9 protein-coding genes are annotated in these 19,468 nt (G+C 58.9%); 5 read left to right on the top strand and 4 right to left on the bottom strand.

Features of this window, described 5'->3' with window-relative positions; all coding sequences use genetic code 11:
* Nucleotides 1–177 precede the first annotated feature (177 nt).
* Together HMPREF3120_RS04650 and HMPREF3120_RS04645 are read right to left on the bottom strand one after the other, a co-directional pair.
* The gene (locus HMPREF3120_RS04650; protein ID WP_070451083.1) at nt 178–1,029 is read right to left on the bottom strand and encodes a PRC and DUF2382 domain-containing protein; all 852 of its coding nucleotides are present in this window, start codon (nt 1,027–1,029) and stop codon (nt 178–180) included.
* A 301-nt stretch (nt 1,030–1,330) separates the two neighbouring features.
* Nucleotides 1,331–2,134 carry a hypothetical protein gene (locus HMPREF3120_RS04645; RefSeq protein ID WP_083284777.1) on the bottom strand — a complete coding sequence of 268 codons (804 nt, stop codon included), beginning with the start codon at nt 2,132–2,134 and terminating at the stop codon, nt 1,331–1,333.
* A 52-nt stretch (nt 2,135–2,186) separates the two neighbouring features.
* Between HMPREF3120_RS04645 and HMPREF3120_RS04640 the strand changes: the two genes are divergently transcribed.
* Together HMPREF3120_RS04640 and HMPREF3120_RS04635 are read left to right on the top strand one after the other, a co-directional pair.
* Complete coding sequence (locus tag HMPREF3120_RS04640) at nt 2,187–3,476, top strand: adenylosuccinate synthase (RefSeq protein WP_070451081.1); 1,290 nt, start codon at nt 2,187–2,189, stop codon at nt 3,474–3,476.
* A 245-nt stretch (nt 3,477–3,721) separates the two neighbouring features.
* Entirely contained in the window at nt 3,722–4,807 is a 1,086-nt protein-coding gene (locus HMPREF3120_RS04635) for a hypothetical protein (RefSeq protein ID WP_141739371.1), read from the top strand.
* Here HMPREF3120_RS04635 and HMPREF3120_RS04630 read toward each other — a convergent pair.
* Both HMPREF3120_RS04630 and HMPREF3120_RS04625 read right to left on the bottom strand, forming a co-directional pair.
* Entirely contained in the window at nt 4,778–5,290 is a 513-nt protein-coding gene (locus tag HMPREF3120_RS04630) for a GNAT family N-acetyltransferase (protein WP_070422117.1), read from the bottom strand. The two genes, HMPREF3120_RS04635 and HMPREF3120_RS04630, sit on opposite strands and share 30 nt — an antisense overlap.
* A complete protein-coding gene (locus HMPREF3120_RS04625) occupies nt 5,283–5,567 on the bottom strand; it encodes a type II toxin-antitoxin system TacA family antitoxin (RefSeq protein ID WP_070422119.1) in 285 nt (94 codons plus the stop codon). The genes HMPREF3120_RS04630 and HMPREF3120_RS04625 overlap by 8 nt, the downstream gene beginning before the upstream one ends.
* A gap of 411 nt (nt 5,568–5,978) precedes the next feature.
* On the opposite strand from HMPREF3120_RS04625, the gene HMPREF3120_RS04620 reads away from it, so the two are divergent.
* The 3 genes from HMPREF3120_RS04620 to HMPREF3120_RS04610 all read left to right on the top strand — a co-directional run.
* Complete coding sequence (locus HMPREF3120_RS04620; RefSeq protein WP_070451079.1) at nt 5,979–10,835, top strand: YPDG domain-containing protein; 4,857 nt, start codon at nt 5,979–5,981, stop codon at nt 10,833–10,835.
* A gap of 360 nt (nt 10,836–11,195) precedes the next feature.
* The gene (locus HMPREF3120_RS04615) at nt 11,196–15,755 is read left to right on the top strand and encodes a Rib/alpha-like domain-containing protein (protein ID WP_070451078.1); all 4,560 of its coding nucleotides are present in this window, start codon (nt 11,196–11,198) and stop codon (nt 15,753–15,755) included.
* A 556-nt stretch (nt 15,756–16,311) separates the two neighbouring features.
* Nucleotides 16,312–19,468 (top strand): Rib/alpha-like domain-containing protein (locus HMPREF3120_RS04610; RefSeq protein ID WP_070451077.1); only part of this gene is annotated, 3,157 nt, incomplete at its 3' end.

Here is a 19,468-nt window from a genome sequence, read left to right as displayed (position 1 = left end):
CTCCTTGTCCAATAAGTCACGAGACATGACACTGATCGTCTAGTAGGGAGCCTAGCCGAGCTAGACGATCAGCAAAACGAACAGCAAAAAGCCCCGGTTAGGAACATTCCCAACCGGGGCGAAAGCCAGGGGCGAACGCCAGGGGCGAAAGCCAGGGGCTAAACCCCTATACAGGTTTTACTTGTTGTCTTCGACGATGCCGTCGGTCTCGAAGCGCTCCTTGCGCACCTCTTCAGAGACGCGCTCGGTGTCGCGGACGGTGTCCTTCTCCAGGGAAACCTTCTCTACCGGGACGGATTCCTTGGATACGGTCACGCGGTCCTCGTGAAGCGTGACGGATGCTTCCTGCTCGCCGATGTTGCCGTCGTAGTTTGCGCGGTCTGCGTCGGTGATCGGCTCGCGTACGATGCGGACTTCCTCGCGCTCGACCGGGACCTCGACGGTTTCGGTCTCCTCGACGACGTACTTACGCAGGCTGACCTGGCCGGATTCGACGCGGTCCTTGGAGACGTTGAGCTGCTCCTCGGAGCGGATCAGTTCGCCGTCGACGTCGGTGGTGCGGTCTGCGGCAGCGGCGCGCTCATTATCGACGACACCACGCTCACCGGCACCAGCACCAGCACCCGCAGCACCAGCACCGACACCAGCACCCGCGGCGCCGACACCGGCACCAGCAGCGGCGTGCTTACCGGTCTCGTAGGTGGTCACGTCCTCGGTGGTCTCCAGGCCGTAGTGGCGGTAGAAGGCGTCCTGGTCCTGGGTGGTCAGGTGGCCGTTTTCGTCGAGATCCGGTGCGTCCTCGATGCGGTCCTTGGAGAATGCGAGGTGCAGTTCGCCGTCGCGAAGTACGTGGCCGCGCAGTGGGACGATGGAGTCGCCGCCACCGAACAGGCCGTGGCTAACGGATACGAAGTCCGGCTGGCCGGAGGAGTCGTTGACGTAGACGTCCTTGACGCCGCCGACCTTGTCGCCGTTGACGTCGTATGCGGTTGCGTTTGCAAGATCCTCGATGCGGTTGAGGTTAGTCATTGTTGTTTCTCCTTTTGATTTGTTGTTGCGAGAACGATTCCGACCGTAACGACGATCAACCGTTCTGGCAGCGGACCCAACCTGAGCCTCGAAAAGTAGAACGGGTGTTCGAGCGACAAACACGACAAGTTCAGGTAGTCCCATGGAAACCGCCAACAGCCAGCGGAAACGAAAATCTGAAAGGTGGTAAAACGTTCAGCGAAATGAACGCAATGTGTCAGTTAGGTAACAGCGAGCTACCAATCGCATAGAGAAAACGCGAAATGTGAAGTCCGCCAGAGCGTGAATATAATTCCTGAAACTATGCCGAACGGACCGCCTGAATGTCGCGCAGGTGGCGGTAGAAGGTGACGCGGGAGACGGGTCGGGGGCGCAGGTGGTCGTCGATACGCACTGCGATCTCATTGCCACCGGATTGCAGGGCGCGACCGGTGAGGGTGCGGCTGCCGTCGAGGCGTGCGACGGGTTGGCGGCGTAGGAAGCGGCGGGTGGGTACGAGTGGGCTGGTGAAGGGGGCGGCGGCGATGCCGGGCGCGTCGACGGTGGGCACGAGGCGTGCGCCGTATTCGACGCCGGGGTGGACCAGCACGTCCGAGTCGACGACGACTTCGCCGTAGTAGGGCGTGGCGCCGTCGTCAGTAAAGAGCTCCGCGGATCCTGCAACGACCTCGCCGAAGTCGGTGCGGATGCAGGGGACGGGTCGCACGGGCCCGCCTGCAGCAAGATCCGCAGACTCCGCGCCCCAGAGCACTGCCGCGGCCGATTGCGGATCCGCGGGCACGTACCCGACCTCCACCCACATGCAATCCGCGCGCATCAGGCGGGTGAGCACGAGCCCGAGGGCGCGGTCGCTGCCTGACACCACAACACGCAACGGCTCAGAGGGTTGCTGCGGCGCAAACGTGGGTGCGCCGAGGTGGTCGACGGCGGGGTTTTTCTGGATCTCGTCAAGCGACGGGGTGGGATCTGAGGGGAGCACTTCGCGCGCGATGGCGTCGAGAAACTTGAGGTCGCGCTGGGTGGGGTGCGCGGGGAGTTGGAACGTTTCTGCGCCCGGAATTGAGGGTTCGGGGGACGCGCCGCATGCGCAGTGGATGAGCCGCATGGCGCTCACGGTACAATATGCCCGTTCATACGCCATATTTAAGGAGTGCGTGATGTCCGCCATCATCATCGTGGGCGCCCAGTGGGGCGACGAGGGCAAAGGCAAAGCAACTGACATTCTCGGCGGTCGGGTCGACTACGTGGTTAAGCCCAACGGCGGTAATAACGCTGGGCACACGGTGGTTGTCGGTGGGGAGAAGTACGAGCTGAAGTTGCTGCCCGCCGGCGTCCTGTCCGAAAACGCTACCCCGATTCTGGGCAACGGTGTGGTGGTCAACCTTGAGGCGTTGTTCGAGGAGATCGACGGTCTTGAGGCGCGCGGTGCGAATGCGTCGCGGTTGAAGATCAGCGCGAATGCGCATTTGGTGGCGCCGTATCACCAGCAGTTGGATCGTGTGCAGGAGCGTTTCTTGGGCAAGCGCGCGATTGGCACGACGGGTCGCGGCATCGGCCCGACCTACGCCGACAAGGTCGCTCGCGTGGGCCTGCGCGTGCAGGACGTTTTCGACGAGTCCATCCTGCGCCAGAAGATCGAGTCTGCGCTCGATGTGAAGAACCAGATGCTGGTCAAGATGTATAACCGTCGCGCGATTTCGGTCGAGGAGACGATGGATTACTTCGGTCGTTACGCGGAGCGCCTCGAGCCGATGGTGATTGATGCGGAGCGCATGCTTAACGACGCCCTCTCCGCCGGCAAGCACGTCCTCATGGAGGGTGGTCAGGCCACCATGTTGGACGTGGACCACGGCACCTACCCGTTCGTGACGTCCTCGAACCCGACCGCCGGCGGCGCGTGCGTGGGTGCGGGTATCGGCCCGACTCGCATCACGGGCGTGCTGGGCATTATCAAGGCGTACACCACCCGCGTTGGGGCGGGTCCGTTCCCGACGGAACTGTTTGACAAGTGGGGCGAGTTCCTGCAGGTCACCGGCGGTGAGGTTGGCGTGAACACCGGCCGCGTGCGCCGCACCGGCTGGTACGACAGCGTGATCGCGCGCTACGCCTCCCGCGTCAACGGCTTTACGGACCTGTTCCTGACCAAGCTTGACGTGCTTACCGGCATCGGCGAGATCCCGATTTGTGTGGCCTACGACGTGGACGGCAAGCGTTTCGACGAAATGCCGATGACCCAAACCGACTTCCACCATGCAACGCCGATCTACGAGACGATGCCCGCCTGGGACGAGGACATTACCGGCTGCCGCACCTTTGAGGAGCTGCCGCAGAAGGCCCAGGATTACGTGCTGCGCCTCGAGGAGCTCTCCGGCGCACCGATCTCCTACATCGGTGTCGGCCCGGGCCGCGACCAGACCATCGTGCGCCACGACATCATGGAGCGGTAGGGGAAGTGGCACAGGGCGGACGTGATCTGGCCGATTATGTTGCCGCTGCCAGCCAAGAATGTAGCGTCACTGACCATCGGTTGTGCAACGGGCTACGGACTTGTGAAACACTAAGTGAGTTACTCGTTTCCTCGGCTGATCACTCAGAGGGCGTAGGGGCAGATTATGTGCACCTCCCGGGTGAGCCAACGAGCTGCTGGACGACTGCGCAGCTCCTTCGGCTTGTCTCGGACAATCTGCGGCGATTGAACGTCCCAGACAGGTTGCGTCGTGATACTCAAATCACGTCCGCACTTGGCAAGTTGGCCGATCGCGGTCTGTCCGCCGATGCGATCATCCGAACTGGATTCGGGCCGATGTTGATCGATTTTGTCCTTGAAGGAGCGTTAGCGTGCCGGCAGCTCGTGCTGGAAAAAGAACGCGGGAGTGATGAACTGCTTCTGGGAGAATGGGCTGATCTTCTTATTGCAAGTCCAGAGCTTCAAGGCGTAGCAGCAGGAGACCGGAGCTTGGCCCGAGCTAGGGCGATGAATGGGTCTTTTGTTCGGGAGGTGCAACGTTGGCTTCAAGAGGCGCCTATTGCGCATCTCGTTGGGTGGCGTTACTCAACAGACCAGTCTCTTGCCGATGATGAGGATCTGTTTTTGCTCAATGGCCGTGACGCAACGGTTTGGGTATGTGAGCGGTTTACAAAAACGTATCTAGACGAGTGGGCTAGTGAGTCCTTGCTGTGGGAGCTGACTTTCATAACGAAGCCCGGTGCGGTTCAGGGATTAGCCCAATTTGACGTTGGTCTTCTGGAGGAACGCAGAGTCTCTTTGTTTGATGTAACCCAAGAGCTCGCTAGGCGCGCGACTTCACAAATTGCGCCCTATCAGCGGGGGCCATTGGCTGAGCTGGAGAAAGCACAGAAATCCGTAATTGCCGCATTAGACAAAGGTGACGTGGACCAGGCGGTCAACCTGGCAAGTGAAAACATAAACCTGTTTCCTAATGAGCCAGAGGTGAAGAGAAACTTCGGGTTCTGCATTATTGGAGAAAACCCGGAGCGCGCCTTGGAGACGTTGAAGCTCTACCAACCGGTAGAGGAGGGGTCGCTGGTCAGCACGCTCAATCATTTCAATCTCGTCGCCGCTTCATACCGCTGCAATAGGGATGCGCCACTAGAGAGTATCCAGTTTCTGATTGATGCTTTGCCCGCCGGTATGCCGACGGGATCGATGTGGTTGTGGGAGCCTGAAACCCTGAGGGATACGCCTACCGTTGTGCCGATTGAGTTGGAAGCGTGGAGGCGCCGCATGCTAAGAGTTCTGGGCTTGTTGGATCAGTGATTCCACCGGCAGGAGGAGATGGAGCGGTTCTCCTGGCATTTCATGAAAGTTAGCGTTATGGAGGTAGAACTGTTTTGCGCTTTCATCGTGTGCGTGGATGAGGATCGCTGCCGCACCGATTATCTCCGCTGCGGCGATCGCGCGTCTAAACATGTCCTGTAATAGGGATTTGCCTAGTTGTCTGCCTTGAGCGCGCGAATCGACAGCGAACCGCCCCAGAAGGATGATCGGAACATCCTTGGGACGGTTGTTGCGGAATCGCTTGGGCAGGGCATCTCGGCTGACTCCGCCCGATGCGAGAGCGTAGTAACCAACTACCTTGTCGTTAAGCGTTGTCACGTAGGTGACAGAATTGTTGGCGCGTTGGTTTTTCCAAGCGTTTTCTTTGAGCCACTTGTCTAGGCTTTCCACCCCGCAGGAGAAACCTGCAACATCATCTTCCTTTTCGATCGTTCGCGGAGGTTGGATGATGTCCCTAGTCAAGGTGGAACTCCTTTCCGAAGACGGAGTCGGATGCGAGGAGGCGCGCTAGTTTCGTGCCGTCGACGGGGGTATCGAGGGCTTTCTCGAATTTGGCGAAGTCTTCGTCGCTCAATTCGAACCAACGGCGATCGGCAAGAATCTTTTCCGCTTCGATCATTGCGCTGCCGAGCACGAAATCGGACACCGGAACATCCTGGGCTTCGGCGGCACTTCGTAGCGTCTCGTCCTGGACCTCTGTTGTCCTGAGGTGAAGTCGCTTAACTTTTGGCTGAGTCATAGGGACCACTGTCCTTACTTTTGTGTGGTGAGGTCTTCAAGCAACGTGTAGAACCTGTGCGCACAATGTACGCCACGCTGCCTCGCGCCTCAAGTTGAGGGGTGAGAACGTGCGTTGATGGCACTATGTGATCGTCACCAACCCCACCGTCAGCAAGCGACCCTATGCAAAATTTCACAACCTAAGAAAAGGGGGATTGCGGTGTGGGTTTTGCCATGTGGAGAGGCTTGAACGCTTTGAAGAAGCTTAAAGAATTAAAAGCATTATCAAGCGAAAGAAACAAAATATTGCGGACACTTGTCTAACTCCTTACTCTCGGCTATGTCGTTTCTGTGTGACATGTGTCAAAGACGGGGCACAAAGAGATGCACGTATCTAACCGAAGGGTCATTTTCGAGGGAAGGAATTTCGGTGAAGAAGAACTACATTTCCCGCCGCCGTGGCACTTCCATTGCCGCAGCCGCGCTGTCGTTTGCGTTGGTTGCGCCGTTCGCACAGCCAGTTGCGTTCGCGCAGGAGGAAGCGCCTGCTGCTGAGTCTGAGCAGAATTCGCCTTCTCCGGTGGTTGATGAGAACGGAATCATTGATGCGGACATGATCGCCAGCGGTCGTGTCACCAAGGCCGCGAACCTGACTGATGCACACGGTGTTGGTAAGGGCTTGATCTCGGGCCATGTCTACTTGACCACCCCTGGCGGTAACCCGGGTGCGGCGTATGACAACGGCAACGTGAAGCTCGACGGCATCACCGTCTATGCCCAGTTCCGTGACAAGGACGGTTCGTACTCGCCGATCTTCAAGGCGCAGACGCACACGCTGCCTGACGTGGTCGGCGGCAACGGTGGTCAGGGTACGTTTGCGTTCGGTACTGGCGATAAGGGCATTACCTGGACGGACAAGCTTGGCCGTGAGCACACGTGGTCTGCCCGTACGGACCAGAAGCACCGCATCTGGGTTGAGCCGTTTACCAACGAGCGTGGCAACAACGTTGTCATGTTCCGCCAGGCCAACGGTTTCGTCCCTGGCTCATTCAACGGCGTGGTCGAAGGGCCGCTGGGTTCTTTCGTCGCAGCAGACGGCAACATCCAGCTCATGGCCGCGTTCCTGCAGGAAGTCCCGCCAAGCCACAAGGAAAGCTGGATGGCCGCCAAGGGCGACAAGCTCGTCGAGGACCCCGAGGGGCCGATCGATCTGGCCGCGACCCAGACCAAGGTCCCGAATACCGTTTCCGGTCGCGTGTGGTTGGAGACCGGTGGCCCGGACAAGGGCATCGTGGCAACCGGCCCGTCGTACAACGGTATCGACGAAGCCGCTGACGGCTACACCGTTTACGCATCCACCCTGACCAAGGATGGTGCCGCGGCAAACCAGGTGCTGCACGAGCAGTACAAGAACGACCCGGCGAAGTTGGCCGAGGCGACCAAGCAGATGCTCGAGGACAATCCGGAGTACATCCTCAAGACCGTCTACGGCAAGACCGATAACGAAGGCCGCTACACCCTGCGCTTTGGCAACTACGAGAAGGGCCAGGTCCGCGAGGATATCCTCAACCCGAACCACATGTTCGTGTGGGTGGAGAACAAGGACGGTGTGGTCCAGAACGGCTACACGGGCTTCCACACCCCGATCTTCCAGCGCTTTAACGGCGGTGGAAACTTCAAGGCGGCGGCTTCCCCGGGCGAGAACCAGCTGCCGATTAACTTCAACGGTCTTCCGTACCAGGAACTGAACTCGCTGTACAACGTTAACTACGCGGTCATGCCGTATACCCCGGTGTCGATCACGGCTGATTACAACGCGACGGATAAGCCGGCTGCACCTGGCGTCACGGTGACCCCGGAATTCCACGGCAACCTGTCCACGCTGCCGTCGAAGGTGGAGTGGCGTGACTCTAAGGGCAAGGTGCTCAAGGAGTGCGAGCTCGACCAATCCAAGGGCATCAAGGCCCAGGTCGCAGCGTGCACCTTCGACATCCCGGATGATGCGAAGAAGGGCGACTTCTTCAACGTGGTCCTGGTTTCCGGCGGCAATGATGTTTCCGCATGGACCGTGCTGGTCACCCGCGACGCGGACGAGTACACCCCGTCCTATGAGGACAAGCTCGTTGTTCCGGGCGAGGAGACGAAGTCTGCTCCGACCTTTACCAAGGTCGATGAAAATGGCAACGAGACCGAGGAGAAGGTCGACGCTCCGGAGGGCTCCAAGTTCGCAATTCCAGGGGACTTCAAGGCTCCTGAGGGCTACGTGGTCATTATCGACGAGAACACCGGCGAGATCACCGTCACCTTCCCGGACAAATCCAAGTTGAACAAGGACACCGTTGAGGAATTCGACGTTCCGGTTGTTGTGACCTACCCGGATGGTTCCACCGACGACGCGACTGCGAAGTTCAAGCTGGACACCGATGGCGACGGCACGCCTGATACCGAGGATCCAGACGATGACGGTGATGGCATCCCGGATGATAAGGAGATTGACGACGACACCAACCCGAAGGTTCCGAACCAGAACCTGGACTACGGGCCGGAGTACACCGACGTCACCGGTAAGCCTGGTGAGGACGTCAAGGTGGACAAGCCGACCTTCAAGGACAAGGATGGCAACCCGACCACGCCGCCGGAGGGCACGAAGTTCACCCCGGGTGAGAATGTTCCGGACGGCGTGACCATCGATGAGAACACCGGTGAGATCACGGTGACCATCCCGGAGGACGCCAAGCCGGGCGACAAGATCACCGTTCCGGTGGTTGTGACCTACCCGGATGGCACGAAGGACAACGTTGACGTCACCGTCACGGTGACCGACAAGGACGCTGACCTCTACGAGCCGTCCTACGAGGACAAGTTGGTCGTCCCGGGCAAGGAGACGAAGTCTTCGCCGACCTTCACCGACAAGGATGGCAAGGACGCGACCGCTCCGGAAGGCTCGAAGTTCAAGATCACTGATGGTTTCGCGGCGCCTGAGGGCTATGTCGTCGAGATCGACGAGAACACCGGCGAGATCACCGTGACCTTCCCGGATAAGTCGAAGCTCAACGCGGACACCGTTGAGAAGTTCGATGTTCCGGTGACGGTGACCTACCCGGACAAGTCCACCGACAGCACGACGGCCAACTTCAAGTTGGACACCGACGGTGATGGCACACCTGATACCGAAGATCCGGACGATGATGGTGACGGCATCCCGGATGAGAAGGAGAAGGAAGACAAGACCAACCCGAAGGTTCCGAACCAGAACTTGGACTACGAGCCGGTATACGAGGATGGTTCCGGTAAACCTGGTGAGGACGTGACCGTTCCTGCTCCTGAGTTCAAGGACAAGGACGGCAACCCGACCACGCCGCCGGAGGGCACGAAGTTCACCCCGGGTGAGAACACCCCGGATGGCGTGACCATCGATGAGAACACCGGTGAGATCACCGTGACCATTCCGGAGGATGCCAAGCCGGGTGACAAGATCACCGTTCCGGTTGTTGTGACCTACCCGGATGGCACGAAGGACAACGTTGACGTCACTGTCACGGTGACCGACAAGGACGTTCCGGCTCCTGTCGACAAGGACGCTGACCTTTACGAGCCGTCCTACGAGGACAAGCTCGTCGTCCCAGGTAAGGAGACGAAGTCGTCGCCGTTCTTCACCGGCAAGGATGGCAAGGAGGCAACTGCTCCTGAGGGCTCGACGTTCAAGATCACTGATGGTTTCACGGCTCCCGAGGGCTACGTGGTCACTATCGACGAGAACACCGGTGAGATCACCGTGACGTTCCCGGATAAGTCGAAGCTCAACGCAGATACCGTTGAGGAGTTCGATGTTCCGGTCATTGTGACCTACCCGGACAAGTCCACCGACGACGCGACCGCGAAGTTCAAGCTGGATACCGACGGTGATGGCACACCTGATACCGAAGATCCGGACGATGATGGTGACGGCATCCCGGATGAGAAGGAGAAGGAAGACAAGACCAACCCGAAGGTTCCGAACCAGAACCTGGACTACGAGCCGGAGTACAAGGACGGTTCCGGCAAGCCTGGTGAGGACGTGACCGTTCCTGCTCCGGAGTTCAAGGACAAGGACGGCAACCCGACCACGGCCCCGGATGGCACGACCTTCACTCCGGGTGAGAACGTTCCGGATGGCGTGACCATCGATGAGAACACCGGCGAGATCACCGTGACTATTCCGAAGGACGCCAAGCCGGGTGACAAGATCACCGTCCCGGTCGAGGTCACTTACCCGGATGGCTCCAAGGACAACGTTGATGTCACCGTCACCGTTGACAACCCGGATGCGAAGACTGCGGATGAGATCGAGCCGGAGTACAAGGATGGTTCGGGCAAGCCTGGTGAGGACGTCAAGGTCGAAAAGCCTGAGTTCAAGGACAAGGATGGCAACCCGACCACACCGCCGGAGGGCACCACGTTCACTCCGGGTGAGAACACCCCGGATGGTGTGGTCGTCGATAAGAACACCGGCGAGATCACCGTGACTATTCCGAAGGACGCCAAGCCGGGCGACAAGATCACCGTCCCGGTCGAGGTCACCTACCCGGATGGTTCCAAGGACAACACCACGGTCACCGTCACCGTTGATAACCCGGATAAACCGGTAGATGAGGGTGCGGACACCACGCCGCCGAAGATCGACCCGATCAAGCCGGACGATAAGACCGTCACTGGCACCGGCGACCGTCCGAACGAGAACATCATCGTCACCTTCCCGGATGGCAAGGAAGTGCCGACCAAGACCGATGAGAACGGCAAATGGACGGTCAAGGTTCCTGACGGCACCACCTTGAAGCCGGGCGACGATGTCAAGGCTCGGGACGGTGTGGGCAACGAGTCCAAGGAGAAGGTTGGCATCGACACCGGCAAGTGCATCGCCACCTCGGTCGGCTTCGGTCTGCCGCTTATCGCGCTGCTGCCGATTGGTCTGGCTACCCAGTTGGAGATCCCCGGTCTGTCTGACATCGCTGCTCAGGCGAACGCGCAGATCCAGAACTTCAACACCCAGATGCAGCGTCAGCTGGGCGTGTTCAACCCGCAGATGGCGTCCCAGGTGGATGCGATTAACTCGCAACTCGCTCGCTACGGCACCGATATCGGAACCGTGCTCGGCGGCCTGGCGCTGATCGCCGCGGGCATCTTGGCCGGCACGATCATTTACGACAACTGCTCGCCGAATGGTGGCTCGTCCATCAAGAACCTCGAGTTGAGGGGTTCTTCCGGCAACACCTACGCAGGTTCGTCGAAGGAGGGGAAGGAGAAGTAATGCAGTAGACCAGCGCCTTTACTAAAGGCGTCTTCCTCGAATCCGTCGCCCCGCTCATCATTCCAGTGAGCGGGGCGACGGCGTTTTGCACATATTGCTTATCGACGACCCCACCTCCCCGAGCTACCCCCGCCCAAAGGCAGGGAACTCACAGTAAACATTCATGAAGCAGTACGGAACCAGGCAGTTTTTAAATCAATTCCTGAGGGGAAGCTAAATAATCACATGAGTGGGGGTAGGGCCAAAAGGGAAGATTGTAGACAGGTGTCCACCAGGCGTAGCGTTCCCAAAGTCCTTAACGGGTGTCCATTAATTGGATATTGCGTTTACACACATCGCTATGTTTCTGGAAGGTTCTTTGTGAAGAAAAACTACGTTGCACGCCGCCGTGGCACCTCGGTTGCCGCAGCTGCGTTGTCGCTCGCGCTGGTTGCGCCGCTCGCGCAGCCGACGGCGTTTGCGCAAGACAACCCGCAGGCTGCCCCAACCCCAGCCCCAGCCCCAGCCCCAGCCGCGGATCAGGGCAAGAACAAGCAGGTGCCAAACGCCATCTTTACCAAGGGTGGCTGGCGTGATTTCTATGGCTACCACGGTTGGGCGTACATCAATAAGGATGGCCGCCACGATGACTTGTCCTCGAACAATGAGCCGCTCAAGGGCAACGTCATCTACTTGCAGTACGTGACCAAGAATGGTGAGGTTTCGCCGACGTTCTACACCACGACCGACTCCGAGGGTCGCTTCTCCTTCGACCTGTCCGAGAAGGTAACCAACGAGGTTGACGCGCCGCCGTTCTGGCTGGCCGCCGGTGGCGTTCGCGTCCGCGTGTGGGGCGAGAACCCGGATCCGAGCAAGTACTCGGTGGTTGCCGCGGGTGACTTCAACTCGGGCCGTTACACCTCCATCACGGACCGGGTGCAGGAGTCTTGGAACTTCACTGCTGGTCCTGCTGGTTCCCGCATTACCAACGGTCGTTTTGTGCTGGAAGAGAAGCCGAATCACGTTGGTTGGTTGGCCAAGCCGGAGAAGGATTGGACTCGTGCGCTCGACGGCGAGACCGGTGAGCCGACGGCTGATGGTCAGTTCCCGTACTACGGGGACTTTGGCGCGATCAAGAGCATCGCTCACCCGAATGAGTCCATGGTGTGGTGGGAGACTGGTGAGTCTGCCGGTACCTTGCCGGGGTACTACAAGTACCAGCCTGCGCGTGGTGATCGCGCAGCGGGCGGCATCGAGATTGTTGCGTCGTATCTTAACGACGAAGTCGCGCGCCAGATCGACGCCTGGAAGAACGAGAACCCGGGTTACACGGTTGAGCAGGAGCGTGCGAACCAGGAGCGCATCATCAAGGCGTACCAGGACGAGCACGGCGAGGGCTCCCACATTGCAGAGACCGTCGTTGCCCCGACCAGCGCTGACGGCATGATTTACCTGCCGTTCAAGGGCACGCTGGGCTACTCGCGCGACAAGGCCAACTTCGCTGCGAACAATGTGGTCAGCGAAGAAGACTGGGGCAAGGTCGCAGAGGACTACCAGAACCAGTGGGTCAACGTGTTTACCGGCGCTTCGTTGTACGACGTGCGCCACATCAACACCGACTACATGTATATCTACCCGAACATTGAGGGCCGCGACGTGAAGAACTCTGCGTTCGTCGCCAATATGTTCATGAACTACCGCGACCAGGGCGCGATTGCCGCCGGCGCGAACATGAACGGTCTGCAGTTCCCGTTGATGACTGCACAGCCGACCTTCGACATTCCGGAGTACAACTCCTACGACAACAAGGGTCGTCCGGGCTCCAAGGTGACTACGAAGACCGCGGGCTTGCTGCCGAACACGGAGTACGCAATCCGTTGGTACGCAACCGCTCCGGATGGTACCCAGACTGAGATCAAGGACGCGATGTGCAAGATCAAGAGCGACGACAAGGGTGCGCTCGAGTCCTGCAACTTCCAGGCTCCTGAAGATCTGAAGGAGACCACGGTCTACACCGCCGCGCTGGTTTCTGTTGACCCGGCTTCCGGCAAGCCGTCTGATCGTTGGGAGATCGCAGACTCCTTCACCGCTGTTGTTCCTGAGCCGCTGCCGTTGGGGTCGGTTGGCACTGAGTTCCCGAACAACGACGTGACGCCGCTGTTCAAGGATCTGCCGGACAATATGAAAGAGGGCACTGAACCGTCCTACTCGGCTAACGACTTGCCTGCAGGCCTGGCCATCGACCCGAAGACCGGCAAGATCACCGGCAAGCCGACCACCCCGGGCACCACTGAGGTCATCGTGACTCGCGAGATCGAGGTCATGGTCGAGCAGGATGTGCCGGTGCTTGACGACGACGGCAACCCGGTCTACGAAAACCCAGACGAGCAAGATCCTGACAAGCGTATTGAGAAGACCGAGAAGAAGCCCGTCGCGCAGAAGCGTAAGGAGCAGGTGGTCACCAAGATCACGGTGACGGATACCAAGCTGGCCGACGGCGTCGTCGGCGAGCCGTATAAGCAGGACGTGAAGCCGGAAGGTTTTGACAAGCTGCCGCAGGGCTTCGAGCTGAGGAAGGACTCCATCAAGGTTGAGGGCCTCCCGGAAGGCCTGGAGTTCAAGGACGGCACAATCACCGGTACGCCGAAGAAGACGGTTGACGCTTCTGAAGAGAAGCCGAACGTCTCCGTTACCTACACGTTGGTGGATCAGGACGGCAAAGAGACCGAGCACACCGACCTTGTCCCGCTGAAGGTCACCGACCAGGCCAGCAAGTACGACCCGCAGGGTAAGGACCAGGAGGTTGCGAAGAACGCTGAGCCGAAGGCTGAGGATTCGATCGCGAACAAGGAAGATCTTCCGAAGGGCACCAAGTACACCTGGAAGGATGCGCCGAAGACTGACACCTCTGGTGACAAGGAAGCTGTCGTTGTTGTGACCTACCCGGATGGCACCACTGATGAGGTGCCGGTGACGGTGAAGGTTGCCAAGGATCAGGCCGAGCAGCACGACCCGCAAGGCAAGGATCAGACGGTTGAGACTGGCAAGAAGCCGGATCCGAAGGACAACGTCAAGGACGCTGACAAGCTTCCTGAGGGCACGACCTTCAAGTACAAGGAAGATCCGGATACCTCTACTGCTGGGGATAAGCCGGTCACGGTCGTCGTCACCTACCCGGATGGTTCCACCGACGAGGTGAAGGCCACTGTGAAGGTGGAGGACCCGAAGCCTGCAGAGGACCCGACCCCGGAGCAGCCACAACCCGAGCAACCCCAGCCCGAGCCGACCCCGAAGCCGGAGCAGCCCCAGCCCGAGGACCCGAAGCAGTCCGACGCTGACACCTACGAGCCGCAGGTCCAGGACAAGACCGTCGAGCCGAACGAGGTCCCGGAGGCCAAGGACCACGTCACCAACATCGACGAGCTGCCGGAGGGCACGGCCTTCGAGTACGAGCAGGCGCCGGATACCTCCACTGAGGGCGACAAGCCGGTGACCATCGTTGCCACCTACCCGGATGGCACCACCGACAAGGTCAATTCCACCGTGAAGGTGCAGAAGAACGCGACGGACGCTGACAAGAACGATCCGCAGGGCCAGGACCAGAAGGTCAAGACTGGCGGCACCCCGGATCCGGAGGCCAACATCAAGGACGCGGACAAGCTGCCGGAGGGAACCACCTTCAAGTACAAAAAGACCCCGGATACCTCGAAGCCGGGCGTCTACGACGTCACTGTTGTTGTGACCTACCCGGATGGTTCCACCGATGAGGTACGCACGACCATCACCGTTGGTACTGACGCGGAGCGTTTCGTGCCGGAGTACGACAAGGTCACGGACGTGCCGGTTGATGGTGAGAAGAACACCAACGACCCGTTCGGCACCAAGGCACCGGTGAAGAAGACTGAAGCCAAGCCGACTGTGGATTCGGACGCCGATAAGTGGACGTTCACCCCGCAGGACAACGGTGTGATCAACGCGAAGGCTCCTTCGATGAAGGACGTCGCGGAGAAGGTCGAGGCGCACCTGCCGGAGATCAAGAGCGCCGATGTGAAGAAGCGTTGGGATAAGTTCTTCGAAACCTTCAAGCCGTTCGCTCGCCCGTCCGTTGCTGTCGGCTTCACCTACGAGGACGACTCGACCAACACCGCGACCGCCAACTTCGACCTGGTCGGCAAGGATGGCAAGTTCTTGCTGGATCCGAATGGTGACTTTGATGGTGATGGCCACACCAACCGCGAGGAGGTGGAGAACGGTTCCAACCCGGCAGACGATCAGTCGAAGCCAGACACCACGGCACCGACTATCGACGACATCACCCCCGGCGCCAAGACCATCACCGGCAAGGGCGACCGCCCTGGCGAGACCATCATCGTGACCTGGCCAAACGGCAAGACCACCACGACCACGACCGGCAAGGACGGCACGTGGAAGGTCAACGTCCCGGCGGACGTCAACCTGAAGACCGGTGACGAGATCCAGGTTGTCGACGGCGCCGGCAACAAGGCCACCGCAAAGGTCGGCATCGACACGGGCATGTGTGTCGCAACCTCTGTCGGTTTCGGTCTGCCCCTGATCGCGCTGCTGCCGATTGGTCTGGCTACCCAGATCCAGATCCCGGGCCTGTCCGAATTCGCCGCCCAGGCGAATGCACAGATCCAGACCGCGAACACGCGCCTCCAGCAGCAGTTGGGGGTGTTCAACCCGCAGGTCGCCGCTCAAGCGGACGCCGTGAACGCGAAGCTTGCCCAGTACGGCACCGACATCGCAACAGTTGTTGGCGGTCTCGCGTTGATCGCCGCTGGCATCCTGGCCGGCACGATCATTTATGACAACTGCTCGCCCAACGGCGGCTCGTCCGTGAAGAACCTCGAACTCAAAGGATCTTCCGGCAACACCTACGCTGGCTCCTCCAAGGAGACCACGGCTCCGGAGAAGAAGTAGGTTCTAGCTACTAGTTAGCGCGTTGTTGCCCCGTACCCCCGTTGTTGGGATACGGGGCAACTGTCGTTGGGGCATTTTGCTTATCGACGACCCCACCACTCCGAATCACCCCCTAAAGTAGGCACTTCTGCTTTTCTAAGAAAATCTCACCTTCACCCCGTTTTCATGGATCTTCTCGGTGTTAGTGGATCGGGAGGCCAAGTACCGTGCCTGGGCGGAAATCGTCACCCAAAAACGCAGGGCAGATAGGCATTTGCGGTGGTTGGGGATGCATCTCGATATTGCACGTTTCCAAGATGTATCTATTTTGACAGGTCAACAATTTTTGACGACGTGGGCAAACGCTGTCCAGCGAAAAATGGAAAAAGACACTGCCGGGTTGGAAGAACCTGAGAAATCTTCTACGCGGTTGTGGGCAGACGTAATGATCATTGCGGGCTATTGTCAACTTCTTTACCCTTGCCTATGTCGGCCCTGTATGGCATGTGTCCGAAAAGCGTCACAACAGACAGGGCTTGTCTAACCGAATAATCATTTTCGAGGAAGGAATTTTTCGGTGAAGAAGAATTACATTGCACGTCGTCGTGGCACGTCGGTTGCTGCGGCTGCATTGTCGTTTGCGTTGGTTGCGCCGTTGGCGCAGCCGGTTGCTGCGCCGCAGTTCGGGTCGGCTGCTAATGCTCAGACCTCGGGCACGGTTGCCGCTACTCCAATCACCGACCCAACGAAGCTGATTGAGGCGGACGGTATTGCTAACGGCTACGTCGAGAGCCGTTTTGGCATGACGAATGCTCTTGCGACCTTGTCTGGTGTTATTGGTCTCAAGGAAACGACCGCGTCGTCCTCCTTGAGGGGATCCATGGGCATCAATGACGCCACGATTTACATGCAGTTCAAGGACCGCGACGGCACGATTTCCCCGATCTATACCACGAAGTCTCACCAGCTCGGAGACACGTCAGGCAACTACGTCTTTGACCTTCGCGCTAAGGATGCGGAGGGCAATGTGCTCTCCCACCCGGATAGTGAAGTCCCGGGCGGTGAGTACTCGTTCGTCGATGTGAACGGTAAGCCGCACCTGTTCCGCGCCCTCCGTGGTCAGGAGTACCGCATTTGGGTTGATTCCCCGTTGAGGAACGCGGAAACCGGCAATGATCTGGCCTATGTTCGCCAGGCTGGCGGCGGTGTGCCGGGTGCGTGGGCGCCTGTTACGCAGGGCTCCGCAAACGGTGCGTTCTACTTTGAGAACTACAACATGCAGCGCACTGGTGTCTTCCTGGAGGAGCGCGCTCCAAGCGTTTCGGAGAACTCCTACATGGTGAGCCCGAACTTCTCTATGGATGAGGAAGGCTGGCACAAGCCTGAAGGAACGGAGGCACCACGTTATTCCTACTACGGCCGTGTTTGGCGCGATGCACAGGGTGGCCCTGACCGTAATGAGACTGGTCCTCTTTACCAGTGGAAGGGCGATCAGCCGATGGAGGGAGCTAAGGTCTATGCCTCTGTTCTTTCCGACGAAGGTATCGCGGAGTACGAGCGGCTCGCCATTGGTGACAAGCCGTACCGTGAGCAGGCTGCCGCAACCAAGAGCATGATCGAAAACATGCGTGCGAACGGCAAGGAGCCAATCCTGAAGACCGTTGGTGCTGAAACCGATGCGGAAGGCCGTTACACCATCCGTATGGGTGAGGAAGTCGGCAACCGCATGAATAACTACACCTACCTTTGGGCTGAGAAGGACGGCAAGGTCCTGAACTCCTTCAGTGGCTTCCCCACGCCGGTCTTCCAGAAAGTAAACGGTAACTCGGGTGAGAACCCGAACTGGGGTGGCGCAGTTGGTATTCCGAGCTACATCGGCAACCGTTGGTACAACATCAACTTCGCTGATGTTCAGGCCGACATCACGACCTTGGATATCGTAAATTACGATTCCTACCTCAACCCGGCAGATCTTCCAGAAGGTATCAACAACCTAGAGCCTGCGAAGATCAAGCTGACAGGTGAGCTGCCGTTCTCTGGTGACAACAAGATCGTTTGGCACGGTCCGGACGGCAAGCAGATCGGTCAAGATTGCCCGGTCAACACCCTGGCAGACGCTAAGAACTGTGACCTGGCTCCCGCAGACTTCGCAGAACCCGGCACGTACGTAGCGCAGCTGGTCAACGCTTACGGCGTCGTGATTGCTCAGGACTCCTTCATTGCTGTTGACAAGGTTCGCCAGAACGGTGAATTTGAGCCACAGTACAAGGATGCCGAGGCGAAGGTGGGAGAGACCACGACAGTGGCAGCTCCGCAGGACAAGGATGGTAAGGACCTTCCTAAGGGCACTTCGTTCGAGCAGGTCACTCAGGTGACCGATCCGAATGGCAAGCAGATCGATACACCTGACTGGGTCACTGTTGCGCCGGACGGAAAGATTGAGCTCACGCCACCTGAGGGCGCAGAGGTCGGCGAGTACACGATTCCAGTCTTAGTGACGTATCCGGATGGCTCTCGTGAGACGATTACGGCGAAGGTCACGGTCAAGAAGGAAGAAGCTGCTCCCACTAAGACCACGGTTGATGATTCGAATGTGAAGCCGGTTGATCCGACTGAGGACAAGCAGGGCACTGGCATCATCGTCAACAACCCAGATAAGGACACCAAGGTCTCCGCGAAGGATGAGGACGGCAAGGATATCCCTGTCGTAATCAATCCGGACACTGGTGAAATTGAGGTCACCCCGGGTAAGGACGTTGATGGTCCGATCAATGTGGTCGTTGAGGATCCGGATCTGACGGATGGCAAGGTCAAGGTTGAGGTTCCGGTTAATGGTCACGAGAAGGATCGTGATGACAACAACTCTGACAAGACTCCGGGTAACGCATCGGTGAACACGACGCCTGAGACGGTTATCGAGGGCCAGCCGATCAAGCCGTTCGATACCGCGAAGGACGTTCCGGAAGGCGGCGAGGTTGAGGTTGAGAACCTGCCTGGTGGTCTGAAGGTTAAACCGGAGACCGGTGAGGTCACTGGTACCCCAGACAAACTTGACTGGGGCAAGGATGAGGAAGACCGTGACGTAACCGTCACGGTCACCATCACCGACAAGGACGGCAACAAGGTTGCTGAGGACACCAAGATCATCACGGTCCAGCGCGACACTGACGGTGACGGCGACCCGGATGTCACCGATGAGGACGATGACAACGACGGTGTCTCTGATAAGGATGAGAAGGACGCTGGCACGGACCCGAAGGATCCGAACTCGAAGCCGGAGGGCAATACTCCTGCGCCGTCGATTGAGACCGGTGAAAAGACCGATGAGGTTCCGGCTGATAGCAAGCCGAAGACTTTGGATGACAAGGTCAAGAACCCGACTGAGGATATGACGGGTGATGTCCTGGATAAGGACGGTAATCCGATCAAGGATGCCAAGGTTGAGGTTGATCCGAACACTGGCGAGATCAAGGTGACGGTGCCGGAGGGTACCGAGCCGCAGGATGGCAAGGTTGTCGTCAAGGACAAGGATGGCAAGGATGTCGGCGAGATCGACATCAAGATCACCAAGCCTGCTCCGTCCATCGTCCCTGGCAACAATACTGACGTGGTTCCGGCCAACGGTGAGCCGAAGACTTTGGATGACAAGGTCAAGAACCCGACTGATGGTATGACTGGTGAGGTCCTGGATAAGGACGGTAACCCGATCAAGGATGCCAAGGTTGAGGTTGATC

Origin of the sequence: Corynebacterium sp. HMSC11D10, assembly GCF_001806995.1 — a bacterium.
In the GTDB taxonomy this organism is placed as follows: Bacteria; Actinomycetota; Actinomycetes; order Mycobacteriales; family Mycobacteriaceae; genus Corynebacterium; species Corynebacterium coyleae.
This window is presented reverse-complemented; position numbering and strand designations above follow the sequence as displayed.